25 protein-coding genes and 1 riboswitch are annotated in these 25956 nt (G+C 66.6%); of the genes, 16 read left to right on the plus strand and 9 right to left on the minus strand.

Annotation, left to right across the window (positions count from 1 at the left end):
* Nucleotides 1-37: 37 nt before the first annotated feature.
* The 7 genes from pheS to AC07OH_RS11930 form a co-directional block, all read right to left on the minus strand.
* Nucleotides 38-1114: a phenylalanine--tRNA ligase subunit alpha gene (pheS, locus tag AC07OH_RS11900; protein WP_056579739.1), complete on the minus strand. Its 1077-nt coding sequence runs from the start codon at nucleotides 1112-1114 to the stop codon at nucleotides 38-40.
* A gap of 112 nt (nucleotides 1115-1226) precedes the next feature.
* On the minus strand, nucleotides 1227-1586 hold the full coding sequence (rplT, locus tag AC07OH_RS11905) for a 50S ribosomal protein L20 (protein WP_007832499.1): 360 nt from the start codon (nucleotides 1584-1586) through the stop codon (nucleotides 1227-1229).
* Between the two features lie 24 nt (nucleotides 1587-1610).
* Entirely contained in the window at nucleotides 1611-1814 is a 204-nt protein-coding gene (gene rpmI, locus AC07OH_RS11910) for a 50S ribosomal protein L35 (protein WP_007832497.1), read from the minus strand.
* A gap of 153 nt (nucleotides 1815-1967) precedes the next feature.
* The gene (infC, locus tag AC07OH_RS11915) at nucleotides 1968-2591 is read right to left on the minus strand and encodes a translation initiation factor IF-3 (protein WP_082818065.1); all 624 of its coding nucleotides are present in this window, start codon (nucleotides 2589-2591) and stop codon (nucleotides 1968-1970) included.
* Between the two features lie 101 nt (nucleotides 2592-2692).
* Nucleotides 2693-4600, minus strand: coding sequence for a threonine--tRNA ligase (gene thrS / locus AC07OH_RS11920; protein ID WP_495300784.1), 1908 nt, complete (start codon nucleotides 4598-4600; stop codon nucleotides 2693-2695).
* Nucleotides 4601-4928: 328 nt separating this feature from the next.
* A complete protein-coding gene (aceA, locus tag AC07OH_RS11925; RefSeq protein ID WP_099790869.1) occupies nucleotides 4929-6260 on the minus strand; it encodes an isocitrate lyase in 1332 nt (443 codons plus the stop codon).
* Nucleotides 6261-6465: 205 nt separating this feature from the next.
* The gene (locus AC07OH_RS11930; RefSeq protein WP_495300785.1) at nucleotides 6466-6888 is read right to left on the minus strand and encodes a gamma-glutamylcyclotransferase family protein; all 423 of its coding nucleotides are present in this window, start codon (nucleotides 6886-6888) and stop codon (nucleotides 6466-6468) included.
* A gap of 35 nt (nucleotides 6889-6923) precedes the next feature.
* On the opposite strand from AC07OH_RS11930, the gene AC07OH_RS11935 reads away from it, so the two are divergent.
* Together AC07OH_RS11935 and AC07OH_RS11940 are read left to right on the plus strand one after the other, a co-directional pair.
* Nucleotides 6924-7853: a DMT family transporter gene (locus AC07OH_RS11935; protein ID WP_495300786.1), complete on the plus strand. Its 930-nt coding sequence runs from the start codon at nucleotides 6924-6926 to the stop codon at nucleotides 7851-7853.
* Between the two features lie 155 nt (nucleotides 7854-8008).
* Complete coding sequence (locus AC07OH_RS11940) at nucleotides 8009-8458, plus strand: SWIB/MDM2 domain-containing protein (RefSeq protein WP_153283126.1); 450 nt, start codon at nucleotides 8009-8011, stop codon at nucleotides 8456-8458.
* Between the two features lie 40 nt (nucleotides 8459-8498).
* Here the strand turns inward: AC07OH_RS11940 and AC07OH_RS11945 are convergent, their stop codons facing one another.
* Entirely contained in the window at nucleotides 8499-9278 is a 780-nt protein-coding gene (locus tag AC07OH_RS11945) for a helix-turn-helix domain-containing protein (protein ID WP_495300787.1), read from the minus strand.
* A gap of 94 nt (nucleotides 9279-9372) precedes the next feature.
* Here AC07OH_RS11945 and AC07OH_RS11950 point away from each other — a divergent pair, with 94 nt between their 5' ends.
* Entirely contained in the window at nucleotides 9373-9666 is a 294-nt protein-coding gene (locus AC07OH_RS11950) for a hypothetical protein (RefSeq protein ID WP_495300788.1), read from the plus strand.
* On the opposite strand, the gene AC07OH_RS11955 is transcribed toward AC07OH_RS11950, so the two are convergent.
* Nucleotides 9632-11356, minus strand: coding sequence for a thiamine pyrophosphate-binding protein (locus tag AC07OH_RS11955; protein WP_495300789.1), 1725 nt, complete (start codon nucleotides 11354-11356; stop codon nucleotides 9632-9634). The genes AC07OH_RS11950 and AC07OH_RS11955 overlap by 35 nt on opposite strands.
* Nucleotides 11357-11451: 95 nt before the next feature.
* Between AC07OH_RS11955 and AC07OH_RS11960 the strand changes: the two genes are divergently transcribed.
* From AC07OH_RS11960 to AC07OH_RS12020, 13 genes are all read left to right on the plus strand, one after another.
* Nucleotides 11452-12108 carry a TetR/AcrR family transcriptional regulator gene (locus AC07OH_RS11960; protein WP_095946946.1) on the plus strand — a complete coding sequence of 219 codons (657 nt, stop codon included), beginning with the start codon at nucleotides 11452-11454 and terminating at the stop codon, nucleotides 12106-12108.
* 175 nt (nucleotides 12109-12283) lie between these two features.
* A complete protein-coding gene (locus AC07OH_RS11965; protein WP_495300790.1) occupies nucleotides 12284-13276 on the plus strand; it encodes a tripartite tricarboxylate transporter substrate binding protein in 993 nt (330 codons plus the stop codon).
* Nucleotides 13277-13311: 35 nt separating this feature from the next.
* Nucleotides 13312-14085 (plus strand): ABC transporter permease, encoded by a 774-nt coding sequence (locus tag AC07OH_RS11970; RefSeq protein WP_495270473.1) that lies wholly within the window; start codon nucleotides 13312-13314, stop codon nucleotides 14083-14085.
* A 40-nt stretch (nucleotides 14086-14125) separates the two neighbouring features.
* A complete protein-coding gene (locus AC07OH_RS11975) occupies nucleotides 14126-15130 on the plus strand; it encodes an ABC transporter substrate-binding protein (RefSeq protein WP_495300791.1) in 1005 nt (334 codons plus the stop codon).
* 44 nt (nucleotides 15131-15174) lie between these two features.
* Nucleotides 15175-15954: an ABC transporter ATP-binding protein gene (locus AC07OH_RS11980; protein WP_495300792.1), complete on the plus strand. Its 780-nt coding sequence runs from the start codon at nucleotides 15175-15177 to the stop codon at nucleotides 15952-15954.
* A 7-nt stretch (nucleotides 15955-15961) separates the two neighbouring features.
* Nucleotides 15962-17395 carry an enolase-like domain-containing protein gene (locus AC07OH_RS11985; RefSeq protein ID WP_495300793.1) on the plus strand — a complete coding sequence of 478 codons (1434 nt, stop codon included), beginning with the start codon at nucleotides 15962-15964 and terminating at the stop codon, nucleotides 17393-17395.
* A gap of 31 nt (nucleotides 17396-17426) precedes the next feature.
* Nucleotides 17427-18602 carry a Gfo/Idh/MocA family protein gene (locus tag AC07OH_RS11990; RefSeq protein WP_369629435.1) on the plus strand — a complete coding sequence of 392 codons (1176 nt, stop codon included), beginning with the start codon at nucleotides 17427-17429 and terminating at the stop codon, nucleotides 18600-18602.
* 13 nt (nucleotides 18603-18615) lie between these two features.
* On the plus strand, nucleotides 18616-19803 hold the full coding sequence (locus AC07OH_RS11995; RefSeq protein ID WP_495300794.1) for a dihydrodipicolinate synthase family protein: 1188 nt from the start codon (nucleotides 18616-18618) through the stop codon (nucleotides 19801-19803).
* Nucleotides 19804-19811: 8 nt separating this feature from the next.
* The gene (locus tag AC07OH_RS12000) at nucleotides 19812-20690 is read left to right on the plus strand and encodes a sugar phosphate isomerase/epimerase family protein (protein ID WP_495300977.1); all 879 of its coding nucleotides are present in this window, start codon (nucleotides 19812-19814) and stop codon (nucleotides 20688-20690) included.
* 48 nt (nucleotides 20691-20738) lie between these two features.
* On the plus strand, nucleotides 20739-21833 hold the full coding sequence (locus AC07OH_RS12005) for a DNA glycosylase AlkZ-like family protein (RefSeq protein ID WP_495300795.1): 1095 nt from the start codon (nucleotides 20739-20741) through the stop codon (nucleotides 21831-21833).
* 314 nt (nucleotides 21834-22147) lie between these two features.
* Complete coding sequence (locus tag AC07OH_RS12010) at nucleotides 22148-24328, plus strand: TonB-dependent siderophore receptor (RefSeq protein WP_495300796.1); 2181 nt, start codon at nucleotides 22148-22150, stop codon at nucleotides 24326-24328.
* 97 nt (nucleotides 24329-24425) lie between these two features.
* Nucleotides 24426-24584: riboswitch (FMN riboswitch) on the plus strand.
* Between the two features lie 113 nt (nucleotides 24585-24697).
* The gene (locus AC07OH_RS12015; protein WP_489058692.1) at nucleotides 24698-25210 is read left to right on the plus strand and encodes a 6,7-dimethyl-8-ribityllumazine synthase; all 513 of its coding nucleotides are present in this window, start codon (nucleotides 24698-24700) and stop codon (nucleotides 25208-25210) included.
* A gap of 44 nt (nucleotides 25211-25254) precedes the next feature.
* Nucleotides 25255-25938, plus strand: coding sequence for a glutathione S-transferase family protein (locus tag AC07OH_RS12020; protein ID WP_495300797.1), 684 nt, complete (start codon nucleotides 25255-25257; stop codon nucleotides 25936-25938).
* Nucleotides 25939-25956 lie beyond the last annotated feature (18 nt).

The raw sequence follows: 25956 nt of genomic DNA on the forward strand, positions 1-25956 counted from the left end.
TCTCGATCTGGTTTTTCTATCTGTGGAAAGGACGTGCTTACTGGAACTGCGAGAGAAAACGCAGGTCGCCGTCGAAGAAGAGGCGCAGGTCGTTCACGCCATAGCGCAGCATGGTGAGCCGGTCGGGGCCCATGCCGAAGGCAAAGCCGATGTAGCGCTCGGGGTCGAGGCCCATGTTGCGCACGACGTTCGGGTGCACCTGGCCCGAGCCGGCGACTTCGAGCCAGCGGCCAGCCAACGGGCCGCTCGCGAACTGGATGTCGATCTCGGCGCTCGGTTCGGTGAACGGGAAGAAGCTCGGGCGGAAGCGCAGCACGAGGTCGTCGCGCTCGAAGAAGGTGCGGCAGAAGTCGGTGAAGACAACCTTCAGGTCCTTGAAGCTCACGTTCTCGCCGAGCCACAGGCCTTCGCACTGGTGGAACATGGGCGAGTGGGTGGCGTCGCTGTCGACGCGGTAGGTGCGACCCGGCGCGATCACGCGGATCTCGGGCGCCTTCACGGTGCCGGTGGTGTCGGCCGCAGCAGCGGCGAACTCGGCCGCGTACTTCTTGGTGTGCTGGTGGGCGTAGCGCACCTGCATCGGGCTGGTGTGCGGACGCAGGTTGTACGGGATGCCGTCGTCGCCCTTGAGGTCGACGTAGAAGGTGTCCTGCATCGAACGCGCCGGATGGTTCGGCGGGTTGTTGAGCGAGGTGAAGCTGTGCCAGTCGCTCTCGATCTCGGGGCCGTCGGCGACGTCGAAGCCCATGCTCGAGAAGATCTCTTCGATGCGCTCCAGCGTGCGGCTCACGGGGTGCAGTCCGCCGCCGGCGCGGTGGCGGCCGGGCAGGCTCACGTCGAGCGCTTCGGCGCGCAGCTGCAGCGAGAGTTCTTCGTCGGCGAGTTGCTGGCGGCGATCGGTCAGTGCGGCCTCGATGGCCTGCTTGCCGACGTTGATCGCGGCGCCGCGGGACTTCTTCTCTTCGACACTCAGCGCGGCCATGCCCTTCATCAGCTCGGTGATGCGGCCCGACTTGCCAAGGAACTGGGCCTTGGCGTTTTCGAGCTCTGCGGGCGTTTTCGCTTCGGCGAAGGCGGCGCGTGCGGTGTCGACCAGGGAGTCCAACTCGTTCATAGCAACAAAAATCTTCGAGGGGAAATAAAAAAGAGCTGGAGCCTTTTCAAGCGCCAGCCCTTGAGCCGTGGGCGCAAGAAGCCGTCCGGAGACGGCAACCTGCTGTGCAAAATCAAGCAGCCAGCTTGGCCTTGACCTGCTCCACGATGCCGGCAAAAGCGGCCTTGTCGTGCACGGCGATGTCCGCAAGCATCTTGCGGTCGATCTCGATACCGGCCTTGCGGATGCCGTTGGCGAACTGGCTGTAGGTCAGGCCCAGTTCACGCGAGGCGGCGTTGATACGCGCGATCCACAGCTGACGGAACACGCGCTTCTTGGTACGACGGTCACGGTAGGCGTATTGCCCAGCCTTCATCACCGCCTGTTTGGCGACGCGGAAGACATTACCGCGGCGACCGCGAAAACCCTTGGCGAGTGCGAGAACTTTTTTGTGGCGGGCGCGAGCCGTTACACCACGTTTGACGCGAGGCATGTGTTTACTCCTTGTTCGTCTGAATTAAATGCCACGGCCGGGCAGCATGGCGGCGACAGAAACCATGTTGGTTTCATGCACTGCGACTGCACCACGCAGGTGACGCTTGTTCTTGGTGGTCTTCTTCGTCAAGATGTGACGCTTGAAGGCTTGACCGCGCTTGACGGTGCCACCGGGACGAACGCGGAAACGTTTTTTCGCGCTGCTCTTGGTCTTCATTTTGGGCATGTAAATGCTCCTTTAGTTTGTGCTCGTGAGGCGCCGCGGATACTCCACGGACTTGTTGGCCCCGAGACACTTCTTTATCTCGCCCCCGCCTGCACTTCTTTCGAAATGCGGGCCAGGGCGAAATCCCTTCAAAACCCGTCTACTGCAAATGCCTCAGGCGGTTGCCGTGGGCGCTGCTGCCGGCGCAGCATCTGCTGCCGGCTTCGGCGCCGCGCCGCCAACCTTCTTGCGACCCGGAGCGATCATCATGATCATCTGACGGCCTTCCAGCTTCGGGAACTGCTCGACCATGATCGTGTCGCCCAGCTCGTCGCGAATGCGCTGCAAGAGCGCCAGACCGAGCTCCTGGTGCGTGATCTCGCGGCCACGGAAGCGCAGCGTGATCTTGCATTTGTCGCCCTCTTCAAGAAAGCGCCTGATGTTGCGCATCTTGATGTTGTAGTCGCCATCGTCGGTACCGGGCCGGAACTTGATTTCCTTGACCTCGATGACCTTCTGCTTCGACTTCGCCTCGGCTGCCTTCTTCTGCTCGTGGTACTTGAACTTTCCGTACTCGATCAGGCGGCACACGGGCGGATTGGCCGCAGCAACGACCTCCACCAGATCCACGTCAGCCTCACCCGCAAGGCGCAAGGCTTCGGAAAGGCTCATGACACCCAATGGCTCGTTTTCCGGGCCGACCAGGCGGACTTCCGGGGCCATGATTTCCCGGTTCAGGCGGTGTTGGCGTTCCTCGCGGTGGCGGCGGTCGCGAAATGCAGTAGCGATGGTCAGAATCCTTCAAAGTTTGCTACAAAATCTGTAGCGATCGCCGCTCAGTCTTCGCGGACAGGCGGCACGAGATGGCAGAGAAACATATGGGGTGTTTCAGAGACAAATCAACGCTTGTCAGCAACGTCCTGGACGAGCCGTTGCGTGAACGATTCGAGGGACATTGCACCGAGGTCTTGATTGCCCCGGGCGCGCACTGCGACGGCACCTGCTTCCTTTTCCTTGTCACCCACGACGAGGATGTAAGGGAGCTTTTGCAACGAATGCTTCCGTATTTTATACGTAATCTTTTCGTTGTGCAGATCCAGCTGAACTCTAAGCCCTTGATTTTGCAGCGTTTTCGCAACTTGCGCAGCGTAGTCGGCCTGTCCTTCGCTGATATTGAGCACCGCCACCTGCACCGGAGCGAGCCACGCGGGCATGGCGCCGGAGTGGTGTTCGATGAGCATGCCGATGAAGCGCTCGAGGCTGCCAACGATGGCGCGGTGCAGCATCACCGGGTGGGCGCGACCGCTCGATTCCGTGACGTACTCGCCGCCCAGGCGCTCGGCCGTGTTGAAGTCGACCTGCATCGTGCCGCACTGCCAGTGGCGGCCGATGGCGTCGCGCAGCGTGTACTCGATCTTCGGGCCGTAGAAGGCGCCGTCACCGGGCGAGATGACGAAGTCCACGCCCGAGCGGCGCAGCGATTCCATCACCGCGTGCTCGGCCTTGTCCCACAGCTCGTCGGAGCCGACACGGTTCTCGGGCCGCGTCGCGACCTTGTAGAGGATGTCCGTGAAGCCGAAGTCGGCATAGACCTTCTGCAGCTGCGCCGTGTAGGCGATGCATTCGTCGAGGATCTGGTCTTCCGTGCAGAAGATGTGGCCGTCGTCCTGCGTGAAGCCGCGCACGCGCATGATGCCGTGCAGGGCGCCGCTGGGTTCGTTGCGGTGGCACTGGCCGAACTCGCCGTAGCGCAGCGGCAGGTCGCGGTAGCTGCGCAAGTCGCTCTTGAAGATCAGCACATGGCCCGGGCAGTTCATCGGCTTGAGCGCGTATTCGCGCTTCTCCGACTCCGTCGTGAACATGTTGTCGCGATAGTTCTGCCAGTGGCCCGTCTTCTCCCACAGGCTCTTGTCCAGGATCTGCGGCCCCTTCACTTCCCAGTAGCCCGTGTCGCGGTAGATGCCGCGCATGTACTGCTCGACCTGCTGCCAGACCGCCCAGCCCTTGGGGTGCCAGAACACCACGCCCGGCGCCACTTCGTCGATGTGGAACAGGTCGAGCTCCTTGCCCAGCTTGCGGTGGTCGCGCTTCTCGGCTTCCTCGATGCGCTGGATGTACTGGTCGAGCTGCTTCTTGTCGGCCCAGGCCGTGCCGTAGATGCGCTGCAGCTGCTCGTTCTTGGCGTCGCCGCGCCAGTAGGCGCCGGCCAGCTTCGTGAGCTTGAAGACCTTCAGGAAACGCGTGTTCGGCACGTGCGGGCCGCGGCACATGTCGACGTATTCCTGGTGGTAGTACAGGCCCATGGCCTGTTCGTCGGGCATGTCTTCGACGAGACGCAGCTTGTAGTCCTCGCCGCGCGACTTGAAGACCTCGATGACTTCCGCACGCGGCGTCATCTTCTTGATCACGTCGTAGTCCTGCGCGATCAGCTCGCGCATGCGCGCCTCGATGGCGGCCATGTCTTCGGGCGTGAACGGCCGCTCGAACGAGATGTCGTAGTAGAAGCCTTCGTCGATCACGGGCCCGATCACCATCTTGGCCGTCGGGTACAGCTGCTTCACCGCGTGGCCGACCAGGTGGGCCGTCGAGTGGCGGATGATCTCCAGGCCCTCGTCGTCCTTGGGCGTGATGATCTGCAGCTTGGCGTCATGGTCGATGACGTCGCTGGCGTCGACGAGCTTGCCGTCGATCTTGCCGGCCACCGTCATCTTGGCGAGACCGGGACCGATGGACTGGGCCACTTCGGCCACCGAAACCGGGCCGGGGAACTCGCGGCGCGAGTTGTCGGGGAGCGTGATCTGGATCATGTGAAAACCTCGGGGAGAAAAACAAAAAAGCGCGGTGGATGCCGCGCTTTGCTTGGTTGGTGCGCTGGAAAAACCAGCGAGCGCGGGGCTACCGGCCCTTTCCTTCGAAGAAGAAAAAGCCGCTGAATCCTTGCGGGGTAGTTCGCGGTGTCATAACCAAGGTGCCTTTCTCGCTCTTGTTGAGTGCAGAGGGGGCGATTCTAGCCGCTGCCTGCTCAGGCTGTGGAAGCCGCTCTTTCGAGTCTGAACCCACGAAAAAGCCCGGCGCAGGGCCGGGCTCGGGGGTGACAGCGCAGCGCGCCGTCACTCAGCGATCAGCGAAGGCAGCTCAGTGGAACTGCTCTTCTTCCGTCGAACCGGTCAGCGCCTTCACGCTGGACGAGCCGCCCTGGATCACGGTGGTCACGTCGTCGAAGTAGCCGGCGCCGACTTCCTGCTGGTGCGACACGAAGGTGTAGCCCTTGTCGCGTGCGGCGAACTCGGGTTCCTGCACCATGTTCACGTAGTGCTTCATGCCTTCGCCGCGGGCGTAGGCGTGGGCGAACTGGAAGGTGTTGAACCAGTTGATGTGGATGCCGGCCAGCGTGATGAACTGGTACTTGTAGCCCAGCGCCGAGAGGTCTTCCTGGAACGAGGCGATCTGCTTGTCGTCCAGGTTCTTCTTCCAGTTGAACGACGGCGAGCAGTTGTACGACAGCAGCTTGCCGGGGCAGGCAGCGTGCACGGCTTGCGCGAATTCACGGGCGAAGCCGATGTCCGGCACGCCGGTTTCGCACCACACCAGGTCGGCATACGGTGCGTAGGCGACGCCGCGGCTGATGGCTTGCTCCAGGCCGTTCTTGACGCGGTAGAAGCCTTCTTGCGTGCGCTCGCCCGTCAGGAAAGGCTTGTCGTTGGCGTCGTGGTCCGACGTGATCAGGTTCGCGGCTTCCGCGTCGGTGCGCGCCAGAACGATGGTCGACACGCCCATGACGTCGGCAGCGAAGCGTGCCGAGATCAGCTTCTCGCAGGCTTCCTGCGTCGGCACGAGCACCTTGCCGCCCATGTGACCGCACTTCTTGACGGCAGCCAGCTGGTCTTCGAAGTGCACGCCGGCAGCGCCCGACGCGATCATGTTCTTCATCAGCTCGAAAGCGTTCAGCACGCCGCCGAAGCCGGCTTCCGCGTCGGCCACGACCGGCAGGAAGTAGTCGATGAACTCCTTGTCGCCCGGGTTGATGCCGCGGCCCCACTGGATTTCGTCAGCGCGCTTGAAGGTGTTGTTGATGCGACGGACCATCGTCGGCACCGAGTCGTAGGCGTACAGCGACTGGTCGGGGTACATCGTTTCCGAGGTGTTGCCGTCGGCGGCGACTTGCCAGCCCGACAGGTACACGGCTTCGAGGCCAGCCTTGGCTTGCTGCATGGCCTGGCCAGCGGAGATCGCGCCGAAGGCGTTCACGTAGCCCTTCTTGGCGCCGCCGTTGATCTTGTCCCAGAGCTTTTCAGCGCCGCGCTTAGCCAGCGTGTGCTCGATGGGGAGCGAACCGCGCAGGCGAACCACGTCAGCCGCGCTGTAGCCGCGCTTCACGCCCTTCCAGCGCGGGTTGGTGGCCCAGTCCTTTTCGAGGGCGGCAATTTGCTGTTCGCGGCTCAGTTGTTCGTTCAGGGTCTGGGGCATGGTCACTCCGTGAGGTTGATTGAAGGTTGGCGTTGCGGCCGTGGGGTTACTGTAATCCGATTGCGGACTCTTATGTCTTATAGAAGACATATTTTTGAATCAACAAAATCAACAACTTACGGAGATATTTCTCAATGAGAAATTATTTTTCTCATATTGAGAAAAAATATTGCGGCGCAGCAGTTCGAGTTTTCGCGATGCGGAATCACTCTTTCGGTTGTGAAAACGAACGCGCTTCCGATGCGATGTCCGCCGCATGCGCGATCCAGTCGCCGCTGTCGATCACGCGTCGGCCCGCGATGCGCGTCGGATGGATCTCGTAGACCAGGCAGTCGATCGATTGCGTGCCAACCGCCACGCGCACATTGCGCCGGATGTACTCGCCCGAATCGTCGTCGGCTACTTCTTCGAGCCGGTCGAGTTCGCGCTCGACCTCCGGTGCGATGCGATAGACCTCGCCCTTCACGTACCCTGCGCCGCCGAGCACCACGCCCGGGTACGCGCCCAGGTCGTACAGCGTGCCGGCGATGACGGCCTCGCCGACGAACACCGGCGCCGGCCGGTAGCGCGCGATGTCGTTGCGCCCGCCGCGCCGCAGCGTGCCGTAGACAAGAACGTGGGGCATCATCGAATCCATCCGATCAACAACCAGCGCCCAGTCTATTGAACCCCGCCGCTTCCACTTCCGGCCGCCTCGTGGCCTACGGCTGCCTGGCCTTGAGCATGTCGCTCGTCGGCATCTACGTCGCCCTCTCCAAGCCGCTGGTGGCAGCCTTCCCGGTGCTGCTGCTGGCCTGGTTGCGCTTCGGCATCGCGGCGCTCGCCATGCCGCATTGGCTCCAGCCCGCGCCCGACGAGCCGCCCATGAGCGCACGCACGCGCGGGCTCGTCTTCCTCGAGTCCTTCCTCGGCAACTTCCTGTTCTCGATCTGCATGCTGTTCGGCGTGAGCCTCACGAGCGCCGTGTCGGCGGGCGTGATCATGGCGTCGATCCCCGCCGTGGTCGCGGTGGCGAGCTGGCTCTTCCTGCGCGAGCGCATCACGGCGCGCATCGGGCTGGCCATCGGCTGCGCCGCGCTCGGCATCGGCCTGCTCGCGTTCACGCCGACGCATGCGCCACCCGCCACTGGCAGTGCGATGGGCGCACCGTCGATGCCCTGGCTCGGCAACCTGCTCGTGTTCTGCGCGGTGCTCTGCGAGGCCGCCTACGCGGTGATCGGCAAGTCGCTCACCGGCAAGCTGGGGCCCAAGCGCATCGCCTCGCTCATCAACCTCTGGGGCTTCGTGCTGTCGATGCCCTTCGGCATCTGGTTCGCGCTGCAGTTCGACTTCACCGCCGTGCGCTTCGGCACCTGGGCACTGCTCGTGGCCTACGCACTGGCCGCCAGCATCTGGACCGTGTGGCTGTGGATGACCGGACTTCGCCACGTACCAGCGGCACAAGCGGGTGTCTTCACTGTGCTGCTGCCCGTCAGCGCGGCCCTCGTGGGCGTGCTCGTGCTCGGGGAAAACCTCACTTCGCCGCAGCTGCTTGCGTTCGCGATCGCCCTCGTGGGCGTGGTGCTGGCGACGTGGCCGGGGCGACGAACGTGAACAACGTCCCTTCTCCCCTCTGAAAAAACAACAGCTCCCAATGAAAAAAGCGCTTTTTCCCTTGGAAACGCGTTTTTTCTCATTTAGCATCCGCATTGCCACTGGAGACGCAAGTTTTTCATTGGTGAACGTTCAACCAAAAAAGGAAATCAACCATGGCAACTGCAAAGAAGGCTCCGGCCAAGAAAGCTCCGGCAAAGAAGGCCGCTCCCGCAAAGAAGGCTGCGGCTCCTGCAAAGAAGGCCGCTCCGGCCAAGAAGGCAGCGGCGCCCGCCAAGAAGGCTGCGGCTCCTGCAAAGAAGGCTGCACCGGCGAAGAAGGCTGCTCCTGCAAAGAAGGCTGCTCCCGCCAAGAAGCGCACCCCCAACGCTGCGTTCATGAAGGCCCTGACCCCCAGCCCGGCTCTGGCCGCTGTGGTCGGTTCGACGCCTCTGCCGCGCACCGCTGTGGTGAGCAAGCTGTGGGACTACATCAAGAAGAACAACCTGCAAGACAAGGCCAACAAGCGCAACATCAACGCCGACGCCAAGCTGAAGGAAATCTTCGGCAAGGCCCAGGTTTCGATGTTCGAACTGGCTGCGCTGATTGGCAAGCACGTCAAGTAAGCGTTCGGGGGCCTCGTGCTCCTGAGTCAAAAAGCCCGCGTCATGCGGGCTTTTTTTTCGCCTGCAGCAAGCCCTCGCCCGCCTCGAAGAAACGCGCGGGCGTGCAGCCGAAGTGCTTGCGGAAGGCCTCGATGAAGGCACTCACCGAGCTGTAGCCGACCGTCAGCGCCACGGCCGTCACCGACTCACCCAGACTCAGCAACTCCACCGCCTTCAGCAAGCGCGCCTGCTGGCGCCACTGCGCGAAGCTCCATCCGGTCTCTGCAGCGAAGCGGCGCGTGAGCGTGCGGCGGGCCATTCCGATGCGATCGGCCCAGTCGTCGATGCCGTCGGCCAACGCCGGATCGCTCGCCAGCGCGCTCGCCATCGCCACCAGCCGCGGGTCCTGCGGCATGGGCAGGTGCAGCGACTCGCGCCCGCCGGCCGCCAGCTCGTCGATCAGCACGCCCACCAGTCGCGTGCGACGGGGCTCCAGCAGCGCATCGGATGCCTCCAACGACATCAGCCGCGCCACCAGCCCCCGCACCAGCGGCATGCCGGCAAAGACGTGCGGCCCCTCCGGCAGCGCCGCCGCAGCCGACGCATCGATGTGCAGGCTCCACCCCGACGTGGCACCGAAGCTCTGTGCGGCATGGGCGCAGCGCGGTGCAATCCAGCCGATCCATCCCGGCGGCTGCACCCAGCGGCCCGCAGGCGTCTCGATGACCTGCAGGCCTTCACGCAGCGCGAACAGCTGGCCAGTCTCGTGCGCGTGGCAGCCCGTGACGCGCGGTGCCTCGTGCGCGTAGCGCCAGAGCGTGGCAGGCGATTCAGCTGCCACGACTGGCCCGCAGGCGGTATCGATTGGCCCCGCGCCGCAAGCCGGGGACCGCCCCGCTGCCTAGCATCGAAGGCATCTCCACCAAGGAATCCCCATGAAAGCGCAAGACATCATTCCCGACGGCCAAGACTTCACCGTCATCGACGGCCACACCGTGCGCAAGGGCTCGGTCGGCGCCTTCCTCGCCAATGCGCGCGTGCTCGAAGACCCGACCGCCACGGCCGACGAACGCCGCCTCGCCCGCGACGATCTCGCGGCGCTGATCCCCACGCTCGACGCGCTCGGCCTGTTCGACGTCTTCGAACTGCGCTCGCCCGCGCTGCGCGACGAGGTGGCCCGCCATCGCGTGACGCTCAGCCCTGCGCCTGCTGCTTCGCCGCCCGCGTGATCGACGCCAGCGTGCCGCGCGTGGTGATCACTTCGGGATCGAGCGGGATCTCGATCAGCGTGCCCGTGTCGGCCGCCAGCGCACGCAGCAGCGCGGCCTCGAACTGCGCCGTCTCGGTGACGCGCTCGGCCGCGTAGCCATAGGCGCGCGCCAGCCCGCAGAAGTCCGGGTTGCGCAGCGCGGTGCCGCTGGTGCGCTCGGGGTACTCGCGCTCCTGGTGCATGCGGATCGTGCCGAACATGCCGTTGTTGAGCAGCACGACGATGCTCTTGCCGCCGTGCTGCGAGGCCGTTGCCAGCTCCTGCCCGTTCATCAAGAAGTCGCCGTCGCCCGCGATGGTGAAGGCCACGCGCCCGGTGGCGATGCTCGCGGCAATGCCCGCCGGCACGCCGTAGCCCATCGCCCCGCTGGTGGGTGCCAGTTGCGTCTTGGCGCCCTTGGCGAGTCCGTGGTAGCGGAAGTAGCGGTGCACCCAGCTCGCGAAGTTGCCGGCGCCGTTGGTGATGGCCGCATCCGCCGGCAGGTGCTTCTGCAGCAGCGCCACCACGGCGGCCATGTCGACCGCGCCGCGCGGCGTCTCGGCCGGCATGCCGGCGAGCGCCTGCGGCTGCAGCCAGGCTTCGTAGTCCGCGTGCAGCTGCTGCGTCCAGGCTTCCCACGGCAGCGAGGGCGGCGCGCTCAGCACCTCGAGGCTGCGCGCCGCGGCGCTCATGCCGGCGTTGATCGCCAGGTCGGCCTGGTAGACGCGGTTCAGCTCCTCGGCGCTCGCATGGATGTGCACCAGCGTCTGCTTCGCCTTCGGCGCTTCGAGCAGCGTGTAGCCGCCGGTCGTCATCTCGCCCAGGCGCGGGCCGATGGCCAGGACCAGGTCGGCATCCTTCACGTGCTGCGCGAGCTTCGGGTTGATGGCAATGCCCACGTCGCCCGCGTACTGCGGGTGGTGGTTGTCGAAGGTGTCCTGGAAGCGGAAAGCGTTCGCCACCGGCAGGCGCCAGTTCTCGGCGAAGCGCTGCAGCGCCTGCGCGGCCTGCGGCGTCCAGCCGCCACCGCCGGCGATCAACAGCGGGCGCTGCGACTTCAGCAGCAGCTCGCGCAACGTGCGCAGCGCGCCCGGGTCGCTCCACGGCTGAACCGCCTCCACGCGCGCCAGCGGCCGTGCCGCCGTTTCGGTGCGCAGCATGTCCTCGGGCAGCACCAGCACCACCGGGCCCGGCCGGCCGTTCATTGCGGTGGCGAAGGCGCGCGCGATGTACTCGGGAATGCGGTCGGCGTCGTCGATGCGCTCCACGCGCTTGGCGAACCCCTTGGTGCTCGGCCCGAAGAAGCTGGCGTAGTCCACTTCCTGGAAGGCCTCGCGGTCGCGGAAGTCGCTGCCGACGTCGCCCACGAACAGCACCATCGGCGTCGAGTCCTGGAACGCGTTGTGCACGCCGATCGAGGCATTGGTCGCGCCCGGCCCGCGCGTCACGAAGCACACGCCCGGGCGCCCGGTGAGCTTGCCGTGCGCCTCGGCCATGAAGGCCGCGCCGCCCTCCTGCCGGTTCACCACGAAACGCGCGCGCTCGCGGTACGCATGGAAGCCGTCGAGCACCGCCAGGAAGCTCTCGCCCGGCACGCCGAAGGCGAGTTGCATGCCTTGTTCGATCAGGCACTCGACGATCAGATGGCCCGCGGGTTGTGATGTACTCATGGAAAGTTCGAACCTCAGTTGCAAATGTCTCCGGCGATTATGTGTGCCTGCCTTCCACGCCTTGTCTTAATTCCCCAATTGGTTAAATTCGCGTCATGAAGGCCCCCAAGGACTCTTTGCCCGAAACGCTCGAGCCGCGCTCGCGCGACGCCGACCGCTCGCAGCTGGCCATCCTCGCGTCGGCGCGCGACGAGTTCGCCGCACGCGGACTGGCCGGTGCGCGCATGGACAGCATCGCCGAGCGCGCGGGCCTGAACAAGCGCCTCATCTACTACTACTTCGGCAGCAAGGACGACCTGTTCCTGGCCGTGCTGGAGCGCGTGTACGCCGACATCCGCGCCGCCGAGCAGCGCCTGCACCTGGACGAGATCGAGCCCGTCGAGGCGATCCGCCAGCTGGTGTCCTTCACCTGGCACTACTACCTGGAGCACCCCGAGTTCATCACGCTGCTCAACAGCGAGAACCTGCACGGCGCCGCGCACCTGAAGCGCTCCGACCGCATCCAGGAGATGAACTCGCCGCTGGTGCAACTGCTCGACACCGTGCTGGAGCGCGGCAAGAAAGACAACCTCTTTCGCGCCGGCGTCGACCCGGTGCAGCTGTACATCTCGATCGCCTCGCTGTGCTACTTCTACCTCTCGAACAACCACACGCTGTCGGCCATCTTCGGGCGTGACCTGCGTGCTCCCAAGGCGATGGCGCAACGCCTCTCGCACATGACCGACCTCGTGCTGGGCTACGTCCTGCACTGACCTGGCCGGCCGGCGCGCGCCCCGCAGCGGGCCGCGCCACCCTCTTCCTCGCTCTCCGGGTATTCACTAGGCAGCCGCCGTTGACGCTGCGGCGCAGCCGTTCCTAAAATCGGTAATTCACTCATTGGTGAATTGATCGATACAAGCATGCGGCCCGACCGCGCGGAGACACCCCTTGAAGCCCTTTGCCAGCACTGCACGCACCACCGTCCTTGCCTCGCTGACCTGCATCGCCGCCCTGCTGCCGGGCCTGTCGGCAGCGCAGAACGGCTACCCCACCAAGCCGATCCGCGTGATCGTTCCGTTCGCCGCCGGCAGCACGACGGACATCATTGCCCGCGCCATCGCCGACAAGATGAGCCTCAGCATGGGCCAGACGCTGGTCATCGACAACCGCGGCGGCGCCAGCGGCACCATCGGCCAGCAGGCGGTGGCCACGGCCGCGCCCGACGGCTACACGGTGATGATCCATTCGTCGTCGCACACGGTGAGCCCCTCCACCTTCGCCAAGCTGCCCTTCGACACGCTGCACGACTTCGCGGGCGTCACGCCGATCTCGTCGCTGCCCAACGCGCTGGTCATCTCGCCGCACAAGAACATCAAGACCCTGCCGCAGCTGTTGGCCGCCGCGCGCGCCAAGCCCGGCAGCATGAACTTCGCCTCGGCCGGCCAGGGCAGCGCCACGCACCTGAACGCCGAGAAGTTCAAGATGGCCGCGAAGATCGATGCGACCAACATCCCCTTCAAGGGATCGGGCGAGGCCGTCACCGAGGTGCTCTCGGGCCGCGTCGACTACTACTTCTCGCCCATCGCGCCCGTCATCGGTCAGATCAAGGACGGCCAGCTGCTCGCACTGGCCGTGGGTTCGCCCAAGCGCGCCGCCGCCCTGCCCGATGTGCCCACCACCACCGAGGCCGGCGTGCCCGGCTCCGAGTTCAACTTCTGGATCGGCATGATGGCGCCCGCCAAGACGCCGCGCGACGTCGTCAACCGCCTGCACGACGAAGTGGTCAAGGCGCTGGCCACGCCCGAGGTGAAGGAGCGCTTCCTCAAGCTGGGCGCCGACGCCTGGACGCTCAAGCCCGAGCAGTTCGACGCCTACATCAAGGACGAGATCGCGAGCAATGCGCAGCTCGTGAAGGCCGCGGGCCTGTCGGTCCAGCCGTAGTCCGAACCCAGAGGCTCCCCGTCGTCGCCGCCACCATGTTCCGCAAGCTCCTGCTCTCCCCGGCCCTGCGCCCGTTCTTCCTGATCCTGTTGCTGCTGGTGCTGTGGGACCTGGTGATCCGCCTCTTCAAGATTCCGGCCTACCTCATTCCCCCGCCGTGGGAGGTGGTGAAGCAGCTCGTGGCCGAGTGGCCGCGCCTGCTGGCCGAAAGCTGGAAGACCACGCTCGCCACGCTGGGCGGCTTCGGCCTCACGATCGTCATCGGCATTCCGATCGCGATGGTCATCGCCTACTCGCGGCTGGTCGAGTCGTACGTGTACCCGCTGCTGGTGTTCTCGCAGAGCATCCCCAAGGTGGCGATCGCGCCGCTGTTCGTGGTGTGGTTCGGCTTCGGCATCTTTCCGAAGGTGATCAGCGCCTTCCTGCTGGGCTTCTTCCCGGTGGTGGTGTCCACGGTGATGGGCTTCAAGTCGGTCGAGCCCGACATGCTCGACCTGGCCCGCTCGATGGGCGCGAGCCGCCTGCAGACCTTCTTCAAGATCAGCCTGCCGCAGGCCCTGCCCGCGATCTTCAGCGGCCTGAAGGTGTCGGTCACACTGGCCGTGGTGGGCGCGGTGGTCGGCGAGTTCGTCGGATCGAACTCGGGCATCGGCTACGTGCTGCAGGTGGCCAACGGCAACTTCGACCTGCCCTTGATGTTCGCTGCGCTGGTGGTGCTGTCGAGCATCGGCGTCATTCTTTTCGTCGCCGTCGACCTCGTCGAGCGCGTGATGATTCCGTGGCATGCCTCCCAGCGCCACGCGCACTGAGTTCCTTCGCCATACCCAGAAAACTCCCGGAGACAACGCCATGAAGAAACTGCTTCCCTCGCTGCTTGCCGCAGCCGCACTCGCCACCTTCACCATCGCCCCCGCCCACGCGCAGGGCGACAAGCCGAAGGACAAGGTCACGCTGATGCTCAACTGGTACCTGTACAGCGAGCACGCGACCTTCTTCCTCGGCAAGGACAAGGGCTTCTACGCCGAGGAGGGCATCGACCTGGACATCCAGGAAGGCCGCGGCTCCGCCGTCACCGCGCAGGCGGTGGCCGCCAAGTCGGCGACCTTCGGCTACATCGACATCACCACGATGATCAAGGCGGCTGCCAAGGGCGCGCCGCTCAAGTCGACCGGCGTGCTGTTCCAGGTGAGCCCGATGTCGGTCATGGGCTTCACCGAGAAGAACATCAAGACGCCCAAGGACATCGTCGGCAAGACCGTGGCCGTGACGCCGGGCGATTCGATGTCGCAGATGTGGCCGCTGTTCCTCAAGGTCAACAACATCAAGCCCGAGCAGGTGAAGATCGTCTCGGGCGACGCGCAGACCAAGCTCAATGCCGTGACCAACGGCCAGGCCGACCTGCTGCTGGGCTACGTGATGGACCAGGCCATCAAGCTGCAGGACGCCACCGGCAAGCCCGTGACGCCGATCCGCTTTGCCGACTCGGGCGTGAACCAGATCAGCTCCGGGATCATCACCAACAAGAACCTGCTGACCGAGAACCCCGACCTCGTGAAGCGCTTCATGCGCGCCTCCACCAAGGCCGCCGAAGCCGCCGAGAAGAGCCCCGAGGCGGCCGTGGACGCGATGCTCAAGGCCAACCCGAAGGCCGGCGTGCGCGACACGCTCATCGTCGGCATGAAGCAGAGCGTGGCGCTGTACCACACGAAGGACACGGCCAACCAGCGGCCGTTCCGCGTGGCGATGAAGAACGTGAATGACTCGCTCGACCTGCTGGTGCAGTACGGCGGCATGGATGCGTCCACGCGCGGCAAGCCGGAAGACTACGTGACCCTCGACTTCCTGCCGAACTGATTCCCTGCCCTGCGCGCTCGCAGTTGCCCTCTCTCACGCATTCCATGTCCCAAGTCAAACTGATCGAAGCGCGCGGCGTCTCGAAGACCTACCAGAGCAAGGACGGCCCGGTCGAATCGCTCAAGCCCCTGGACTTCGCCATCCGGGAAGGCGAGTTCGTCTCGGTCGTCGGCCCTTCGGGCTGCGGCAAGAGCACGCTGCTCAAGATGGTCGCGGGCCTGCTGCCGATCAGCGGCGGCGAACTCACGCTGGCCGGCAAGCCCATCAAGGGCCCGCAGAAGGACGTGGGCATCGTGTTCCAGAGCGCCGTGCTGCTGCCCTGGCGCAGCGTGGAAGACAACATCCTGCTGCAGGCCGAGATGCGCCACCTGCCCAAGGCCGCTTCGCAGGCCCGGGCGCGCGAGCTCATGGACATGGCGGGCCTCAAGGGCTTCGAAGGCAAGTACCCGTGGCAGCTGTCGGGCGGCATGCAGCAACGTGCCTCGATCTGCCGCGCGCTGCTGCACGACCCGTCGGTGCTGCTGATGGACGAGCCCTTCGGCGCGCTCGACGCGATGACGCGCGAGAAGATGAACCTGGAGCTCCAGCGCATCTGGATGGCCTCGAAAAAGACCGTGATGCTGATCACCCACAGCATCCCCGAAGCCATCTTTTTGTCGGACCGCGTGATCGTGATGAGCGAGCGCCCCGGCTCGATCGCCGCCGTGTACGACATCGAACTGCCGCGCCCGCGCACGCTGGACATCATGGCCTCGGCCGAATTCGGCGCCTACACCAAGCAGGTGCGCGCGCATTTCTTCTCGCAGGGCATCCTGGACCACTGAGGCGACCATGACCGACGCGCCCCGTTTCCACATCGAGGAGATCCGCTTCGCCGAGCGCGACGTGGCCCTGCGCCTGCCGTTCCGCTTCGGTGCCGCCACCGTCACCGCCTGCCCGCAGGTGTACGTGCGGGCACGCCTCCGCTTCGCCGACGGCCGCACCGCCGAGGGCTGCGCGGCCGAGATGATGATTCCCAAGTGGTTCGACAAGAACCCCGCCCTGAACAACGAGCAGAACTTCGAGCAGCTGCGCTTTGCGCTGCGCGATGCGCGCGACGCCTACCTCGGCGAAGACGATGCGCAGACCGCCTGGACGCACTTCGCCTCGAACTACGCCGCGCTGCAGGCCCGCGCGAAGGCCAAGGGCTTGCAGGCGCTGGTGGCGAGCTACGGCCCCGCGTTGATCGACCGCGCGGTGATGGACGCGCTGTGCCTGCACGCTGGCACCAGCTTCGCCAGCGCCATGAGCGGCAACCTGTGCGGCATCGACATCGCCGGCAGCGGCCTGGCCGACGATCTCGCGGGCTTCGACATGCCGGCCTTCCTGGCCAGCCGGTCGCCGCGCGCCAGCATCGCCGCGCGCCACACCGTCGGCCTGGCCGATGCCATCGGCGACGGCGATGCGCGGCCCGACGCGCCCGCCGACGGCCTGCCCACCACGCTCACCGCGGCAGTGAAACGCTACGGCCTCACCCACTTCAAGCTCAAGCTCTGCGGCCACACCGCGCAGGACATCGACCGCCTCCAGCGCATCGCCCGCGTGATCGACGGCTGCGCGCAGCTCGTCACGCTCGACGGCAACGAGCAGTACGCCGATGCCGACGACTTCGCCGTCTTTCTCGACCGCGTGCTCTCCACGCCCGTGCTGTGGAAGCTCGCACAGAAGACTGCCTTCGTCGAACAGCCGATCCGCCGTGATGCCGCCCTGGAACGCGACGTGTCGGCGCTCGGCAAGCGCATTGCGCTGCTCGTCGACGAATCCGACGGCACGCTCGACGCCTTCGTGCAGGCGCGCGCGCTCGGCTACACCGGCGTGTCGAGCAAGAGCTGCAAGGGCTTCTACAAGTCGGTGGTCAACGCGGCGCGCTGCGCGCGCTGGAACGCAGCACAAGACAAGCCGCGCCATTTCCTCTCCGGCGAAGACCTGACCATGCAGGCCGGCATCGGCGTGCAGCAAGACCTGGCGCTCGTCGGCTGGCTCGGCCTGTCGCACGTCGAGCGCAACGGTCACCACTACGTCAACGGCCTCGCCGCCGTGCCCGAGGCCGAGCAGCAGGCGCTGTCGCAGCTGCACCCCGGCCTCTACGAAACCAGCGATGGCGCCACGCGCCTCGCCCTGCGCGACGGACAGCTCGATCTGTCCTCGCTCGCCACCGCGCCCGGCTTTGCCACCGGCAAACCCGGCGCCGGCATCTCGTGGGACGCCATGCGTTCCGTCTACTGAAGCCCCCTCTCGCACCCCAAGGAAGAAAACGATGGCCACCCAACGTCTCGGAATCATCATGCACGGCGTCACCGGACGCATGGGCATGAACCAGCACCTGATCCGCTCCATCTGCGCCATCCGCGCCCAGGGCGGCGTGACGCTGTCGAACGGCGACAAGGTCATGCCCGACCCGATCCTCATCGGCCGCAACGCCGAGAAGATGGAGGCACTCGCCAAGGCCCACAACATCCCGCGCTGGGGCACCGACCTCGACCAGGCGCTCGCGAACAAGGACGACACCGTCTTCTTCGACGCCGGCACCACGCAGATGCGCCCCACGCTGCTGGCCAAGGCCATCCGCGCCGGCAAGCACGTGTACTGCGAGAAGCCGATCGCCACCAACCTCAACGAAGCCGTCGAGATCGCCCGCCTGGCCGACGAAGCCGGCAAGGCCACGGGCCTGAAGCACGGCGCGGTGCAGGACAAGCTCTTCCTGCCCGGCCTGCGCAAGCTCGACATGCTGCGCCGCGCGGGCTTCTTCGGCCGCATGCTCAGCGTGCGCCTGGAGTTCGGCTACTGGGTGTTCGAGGGCGACCTGCAGCCCATCCAGCGCCCGAGCTGGAACTACCGCAAGGAAGACGGCGGCGGCATGATCCTGGACATGATGTGCCACTGGCGCTACGTGCTGGACAACCTGTTCGGCGAGGTGAAGTCGGTGTCGTGCATCGGCGCCACGCACATTCCCACGCGCTGGGACGAGGCCGGCAAGCCCTACGAGGCCACCGCCGACGACGCGGCCTACGCCACCTGCGAACTCACGGGCCACAACGGCGAGCCGGTGATCGCGCAGCTCAACATGAGCTGGGCCACGCGCGTGCGCCGCGACGACCTCGTGACCTTCCACGTCGACGGCACCGACGGCTCGGCCGTGGCGGGCCTGTCGAGCTGCCGCGCCCAGTCGCGCGTGGCCACGCCGCGCCCGGTGTGGAACCCCGACGAGAAGCAGACGATGAACTTCTTCGACCAGTGGCAGGAAATTCCGGACTCGCAGGTCTACGACAACGGCTTCAAGATCCAGTGGGAACACTTCATCCGCCACGTGGTGGAAGACGCGCCCTACAAGTGGACGCTGCCCGAAGGCGCCAAGGGCGTGCAGCTGGTCGAGGCCGCGCTCGCCTCGTGGCAGGAGCGCCGCTGGATCGACGTGCCCACGCTGAAGGTCTGAGGAAGAACAAGCCATGGCACTGTCGCTGACTCTCCCCACCGCGAGCGGCGCGCTCGCGCCCTACGCCCTGCGCGGCACCGCGCCGGTGAAGCCCGATGCGGGCGTCAAATTCAACCGCATCGCCTACTCGGCCGCGCACGTCGTGGCCGACCCGCTCGCGGCTGTCGACCCATGGCTGCAATGCGCGGTCGACTGGGACACCACCATCGCCTACCGCCGCCACCTGTTCTCGCTGGGCCTGGGCGTGGCCGAGGCGATGGACACCGCGCAGCGCGGCATGGGCCTCGACTGGCCCACGTCGCTCGAACTGATCCGCCGCTCGCTCGATGCAGCGAAGGACGTGCCCGGCGCGCTCGTCGCCTCGGGCTGCGGCACCGACCACCTGACCATCGACGACGTGAAGAGCGTCGACGGCGTGATCCGCGGCTACGAGGAGCAGATGGCCGCCATCGAGGCGCTCGGCGGCAAGCTGATCGTGATGGCCAGCCGCGCGCTGGCCCGCGTGGCCAAGAGCCCTGCCGACTACGAGCGCGTGTACGACCGCATCCTGCGCCAGGCGAAGCAGCCCGTGGTGCTGCACTGGCTGGGCGACATGTTCGACCCGGCGCTGGCGGGCTACTGGGGCACGAAGGATGTCGATGCGGCGATGGACACCGCCGTCGGCATCATCGCGGCGCACCCGGACAAGGTCGACGGCATCAAGATTTCGCTGCTCGACAAGGACAAGGAGATCGCGATGCGCCGCCGCCTGCCGAAGGGTGTGCGCATGTACACGGGTGACGACTTCAACTACGCCGAGCTGATCGCCGGCGACGGCTTCGGCAGCGAGCCGACGCACGGCAAGAGCGATGCGCTGCTGGGCATCTTCGACGCCATCGCGCCCGCCGCGAGTGCCGCGCTGGGCGCACTGGCGCAAGGCAACAGCGAGAGGTTCCACGCGATCCTCGGCCCCACGGTGCCGCTGTCGCGCCACATCTTCGCGGCACCCACACGCTTCTACAAGACGGGCGTGGTGTTCATGGCCTGGCTCAACGGCCACCAGAAGCACTTCACCATGGTGGGCGGGCAGCAGAGCACGCGTTCGCTGCAGCACTTCGCTGAACTCTTCCGTCTCGCGGATGCGGCCAACCTGCTGGAGCAGCCCGAGCTTGCGGTGCGGCGCATGAAGACGTTGCTGGCCTTGCACGGCGTGGAAGGCTGATGGCGACCATGCGCGATTTCTCGCAGAACCACGACTGGCTGTCGATCAACACGGCGACCATCCGCAAGCAGTCGGGCGCCGAGGTGCCGCTGGACCGCCTCATCGACCAGTGCGCCGAACGCGGCATCCGCGCCATCAGCCCGTGGCGCGACCAGGTCGCGGCCGTCGGGCTCGACAAGGTGGCCAGGCAGTTGAAGGCGCACGGCATCGGCCTCTCGGGCTACTGCCGGGGCGGCTTCTTTCCCGCGCCCGATGCGGCCGGCCTGAAGGCCGCGCTCGACGACAACCGCCGCGCCATCGACGAGGCCAAGACGCTCGACGCGCCCTGCCTCGTGCTGGTCGTCGGCGCCCTGCCCGGCGCGCTCGACGGCAAGGCGGCGTACAAGGACATCAGCCGCGCGCGCAGCGAGGTGCGCGACGGCATCGCCGCCTCGCTCGAATACGCCCGCGAGGTCGGCATGCCGCTGGCCATCGAGCCCCTGCACCCGATGCAGGCGGCCGACCGCGCCTGCATCAACACGCTCGAACACGCGCTCGACCTGTGCGACGAACTCGATGCGGGCAAGACCGGCCTGCTCGGCGTGGCGCTCGACATCTATCACGTGTGGTGGGACCCGAAGCTGCAGCAGCAGATCGCCCGCGCCGGTCGCGAACGGCTGCTGGCGTACCACGTCTGCGACTGGCTCACGCCGACGCGCGACCTGCTCTCCGATCGCGGGATGATGGGTGATGGCGTGGTTGAGCTGAAGAAGATCCGCGGCTGGGTCGAGGATGCAGGCTTTGCGGGTTTCAGCGAGGTCGAGATCTTTTCGAACCTGGACTGGTGGCAGCGCCCCGGCACCGAGACGCTCGACGTCTGCATCGAGCGACACCGCAGCGCGGTCTGATCGATCCGGCCGAAGCGAAAGGCAGCCGCTTGTGCTGCAATTCGCCCCATGGCTGACCCCACCCTCGACGACCTGCGCCGCTACGCCGTCGCGCGCACCCTCTTCACGCCGACGACGCTCCCCGCCGCCATCCGCAAGCTCGGCTTCGTGCAGGCCGACCCGATCCGCGCGCCGGCGCGGGCGCAAGACCTCACGCTGCGCCACCGCGTGAAGGACTACCGCGCGGGCGATCTCGAAAGCCGCTACGCGCGGCTCGCGATCGAGGAAGACTGCCTCGTCAACTACGGCTTCCTGCCGCGCGAACACCTGGCGCTGATGCATCCGCGCGAGGCCAAGACAGCCTGGGACGCCGACACGCGCCGCAAGGCCGCCGACGTGCTGGCCTATGTGCGCGAGCACGGGCCGGTGCATCCGCGCCAGGTCGAGCAGCACTTCGCGCATGGCCGCATCCAGAACTACTGGGGCGGCTCCAGCAACGCCACCACGCACCTGCTCGACGGCATGCACTACCGCGGCCTGCTGCGCGTGGTGCGGCGCGACAGCGGCACGCGGGTCTACGAAGCGGTGAGCCATCCGCCCGCCGACGACAGCCCCGCCGGTCGCGCGCAGCGTGCGGCGGCGCTCATCGAACTGGTGGTGCGCAAGTACGCGCCGCTGCCGGCCACGAGCCTGACCTACCTCGTGCGCCTGCTCGGCTACGGCGCGCCGCACCTGGCCGCGCAAACGCAAGCGGCGCTGCGGCTGGCGCGCGAGGAGCTGGCCAGTTGCCGCATCGACGGCACCATCTGGTACTGGCCTGGCGACGAGAACCCCGCCTCGCGCCGCCATGCGCCCGACGACGCGGTGCGCCTGCTCGCGCCCTTCGACCCGGTGGTATGGGACCGCCGCCGCTTCGAGCTGCTGTGGGGCTGGACGTACAAGTTCGAGGCCTACACGCCCGCGCCCAAACGGCAGTTCGGCTACTACGCGCTGCCGATGCTGTGGCACGACCGCGTGATCGGCTGGGCCAACGTGAGTGCGCCCGAAGGCCGGCTGCAGCCGGCCTTCGGCTACGCCGACGCGAAGAAGCCGCACGGCGCGCCCTTCCGCGCGGGCCTCGACGAAGAACTGCACCGCATGACGCAGTTCCTCGCAGGCCGCTGACGCTGCCTTTTATAATCGCCCGCCTCAGCCAGCCGCCCGCGCCCGCCGCGAGCCCGCCAGCCGTCTTCGAAGGAACGAAGACGCAGCAGCCCGAGCGATGACGCCCTCCGTCGTCGCACCCGGCCACTGCCCCCACGACGCCCTAGACACACAACATCAGCCGGATGCGCGCTCCTTTCGGAACGCGCCACGGCACGCGCTCGTTCGTATCCGTTTTTTTCGATCACACCCGAGAAGCCATGGCGCGCACGACCGCGCCGCAGCCACTCCCCCGCCCTAGACACGTCCGAAGCAGGACACAGGAGAAGCTGCACATGACACTCAAGAATCGCTGCCCCGGAACGCCGCTCGCGCGGCGGGGCTATGCCACGCTCGCGGTCACCGCCGTGGCGCTCGCCGCCAGCGCACATGCCCACGCGCAAGAAGCCGCTGCTGCCGAAACGCGGCAGGCGCTGCCCACCGTCACCGTCTCGGGCGATGCCGGCGAGACCGCCACCGGCCCCGTGACGGGCTTCGTCGCCAGGCGCGGCAGCACCGCCACCAAGACCGACACGCCGCTGATCGAAACGCCGCAGGCCATCTCGGTCGTCACGCGCGACCAGATCGAAGCCCAGGGCGCGCTCACCCTGCGCGAGACCACCAACTACACGGCCGGCGTGGTGTCGAGCTACTTCGACAGCCGCGTGGATTCGTTCAAGGCCCGCGGCGGCGACGCCGTGCAGTACCTCGACGGCCTGCAACGCACCTACGGCACCTACAACGCCAGCCGGCCCGACCCGTACATGCTCGAACGCGTGGAGCTGCTGCGCGGCCCCTCGTCGGTGCTGTACGGCCAGGGCGGCATCGGCGGCGTGCTCAACCTCGTGTCGAAGCGCCCGCAGGCCGAAACGCAGCGCGAGGTGCAGCTGCAGCTGGGCAACAACGCGCGCAAGCAGATCGCGGCCGATTTCACCGGCTCGCTCGATCCCGAGAGCAAGTGGATGTACCGCCTCGTGGCCGTGAACCGCGACAGCGGCACGCAGGTCGACCACGTGTCGGACGACCGCATCGCGATCGCGCCCTCGCTGACCTGGCGCCCGAACGCCGACACCTCGCTCACGCTGCAGGCGTCCTACCAGAAGGACAAGAGCGGCTCGATGATCGGCTTCTTCCCGTGGCAGGGCACGCTGCTGCCCTCGCTGTACGGCCGCATCCCGACCTCGACCTTCACCGGCGAGCCGGGCTTCGACCGCTTCGACACGCGCAGCACCTCGCTGGGCTACCTGTTCAGCCATCGCCTCAACGACACCTGGACGGTGCGCCAGAACCTGCGTTCGACCGAGAGCAAGGTCTGGTACAACACCTCGTACACCAGCTTCGCGGCCAACCGCCTCACGGGCCGTCCGGCGCGCCCGGTGTTCAACGCCGACCAGCGCACCATCGAGCGCGACCTGAGCAGCGACATCAACGGCGGCAAGATGCTGCTGCTCGACAACCAGGCCGAGGCGCACTTCAGGACCGGCGAGGTCGAGCACACGCTGCTGCTGGGCGCCGACTTCCAGCGCAACACCACCTCCAAGCTCTCGGGCCGCGGCCGTGCGGGCGCGCTCGACGTGTACGCACCGGTGTACGGCAACTACACGGCACCGACCAGCTACACGCGCGCGCCCGAAGTGGTGCAGAAGCAGGCCGGCCTGTACGTGCAGGACCAGGTCAAGTACGGCCGCTGGATCGGCCTGCTGGGCCTGCGCCATGACAAGGCCACCACCGACACCGAAGGCCGCCCCGCCGCGGCGGCCGACGACAAGGCCACCACCAAGCGCGCCGGCCTGGTCTACCTGGCCGACGGCGGCTGGGCACCGTACCTGAGCTATGCCGAATCGTTCCTGCCGCTGGGCGGCGTCGACACGTCGAACAACCCCTTCAAGCCCCAGCGCGGCAAGCAATGGGAAGCCGGCGTGAAGTGGGAGCCTGCGGGCCAGCGCACCTCGTTCCTGGCGGCCGTGTACGACCTGCGCGACACCAACCGCAAGACCACCGACCCGACCAACCCGCTCAACAGCGTGCAGCTCGGCGAAGTGCACGTGAAGGGGCTGGAGCTCGAATACAAGGGCAGCATCGCGCGCGACTGGGACTGGACCACTTCATACGCCTACACCGACGCACGCGTGTCGAAGAGCAACGGCGCCGACCTGGGCAAGCGCATCTCGGGCGTGCCCAAGCACACGGCCTCGGCCTGGGTGACCAAGCGCTTCTCGATCGGCGGCCTGCACGGCTTCTCGGCCGGCGGCGGCGTGCGCTACATGGGCAAGTCGTACGACGGCATGGACAACAACCCCGTGCCCGCGGTCACGCTGTTCGACGCGATGTTCGCGTGGGACAACGGACCGCTGCGCCTGGCGCTCAACGTGGCCAACCTGACCGACAAGGTGCAGATCACCACCTGCCTGGCACGCGGCGACTGCTTCTACGGCCAGCGCCGTACCCTGACCGCGAGCGCGACGTACCGCTTCTGAAGCAAATCCCCGCGCGCTCGAAGGTCTGGCGCGCGGGCGACAACCGGCCCGGCGGCGTGCTTCTAGAATCGCGCCGTCGTCCGGTTCGCCGGACGGCAAGCGTTCTCAGGGCGGGGTGCAATTCCCCACCGGCGGTGATGGCAACGAAAGTTGCACAAGCCCGCGAGCGCCTCGGGCCTGCCACAGGTTCGGGGGTCAGCAGATTTCGGTGCGATTCCGAAGCCGACGGTCACAGTCCGGATGAAAGAGAGCGCGAAATGCGGGCATGCCCGCGCGCCTTGCTTTGCTCTTAGTGGGCACACCGGCGCGCGAGCGGGCCTGTGGTTTCGTGCGCCCTGATTCAGGAAACCTGCTTTCAAGAGGCACACCATGAGTCAGATCAACGACCTTCCCCTTTCTGCCGTCACCGCGTCGGGTTCGCCGCGCGGCCAGCGCATCGCATTCGTCGAGGCGCAATGGCATTCCGACATCGTCCACCAGGCACGCGACGCCTTTCTCGAAGAGATGGCGCGGCTCGGCGTGGCGCGCGAGCGCATCGACATCTTCGATGTGCCCGGCGCCTTCGAGATTCCGCTGCACGCCAAGCGCCTGGCCAACTCGGGCAAGTACGCGGCCATCATCGGCTGCGCGCTGGTGGTGGACGGCGGCATCTACCGCCACGAGTTCGTCGCCAACACCGTCGTCAGCACGCTGATGTCGCTGCAGCTGGAAACCGACGTGCCGATCTTCTCGGCCGTGCTCACGCCGCACCACTTCCACGAGCACGTGGAGCACCGCAAGTACTTCCACCGCCACTTCGCGATCAAGGGCACGGAAGTGGCCGAGGCCTGCTTCAAGACGCTCGAGGCGCTGGACAAGGTCGACGCGCTGCTGGCCGCCTGACCCCGTAGTTGGCAAGCGGCGAGCGCCTGCAGTACCCTGCGCGGATGGCCTCTCCATCCGCCTCCAGCGACCGCTACACCCTCTACGGCGCGCCCGGTTCGGGCGCCACGCCGATCCACGCCGCGCTGACGCTGATCGGCGCGCAGGTCGAGACCGTCGACATGTCCCCGTGGGAGGGCGAGTCCGAACGCGAGCGCGTGGCGGGCATCAACCCGATGCGGCAGGTGCCCGCGCTCGTGCTGCCTTCGGGCGAGGTGATGACCGAGAGCGCGGCCATCCTGATCTGGCTCGGCGACCGCTATCCGGACGCCGGGCTCTGCCCCGCGCCCGACGATCCGCTGCGCACACGCTACCTGCGCTGGATGGTCTATCTGCCGGCGGCCATCTATTCGATGTTCTGGGTGCGCGACGACCCGCAGCGCCTCGTGCCCGACCCCGCCGCACAGGCCGCGATGCTCGAACGTTCGGCCGAGCGCATCGCGCATTGCTGGCACCTCATGGACACGCAGATCGACGAGCCCGCGCCCTACCTGCTCGGTGACCGACTGAGCATGCTCGACCTGTACGTGACCGTGATGTCGCGCTGGACGCCGGGCCGCCGACGCTTCTACCGCGTGGCGCCACGCATGACCCCGGTGGTGCGGCGCGTGGATGCCGAGCCTCGGCTCGCGGAATTCTGGGCAGCACGCTTTCCCTTCTCGCTGGACCCGAGCGCGCCGGGCGGCTGAACTCAGTTTTCTATCATC

Source organism: Variovorax sp. GW821-FHT10C12 (assembly GCF_059415405.1).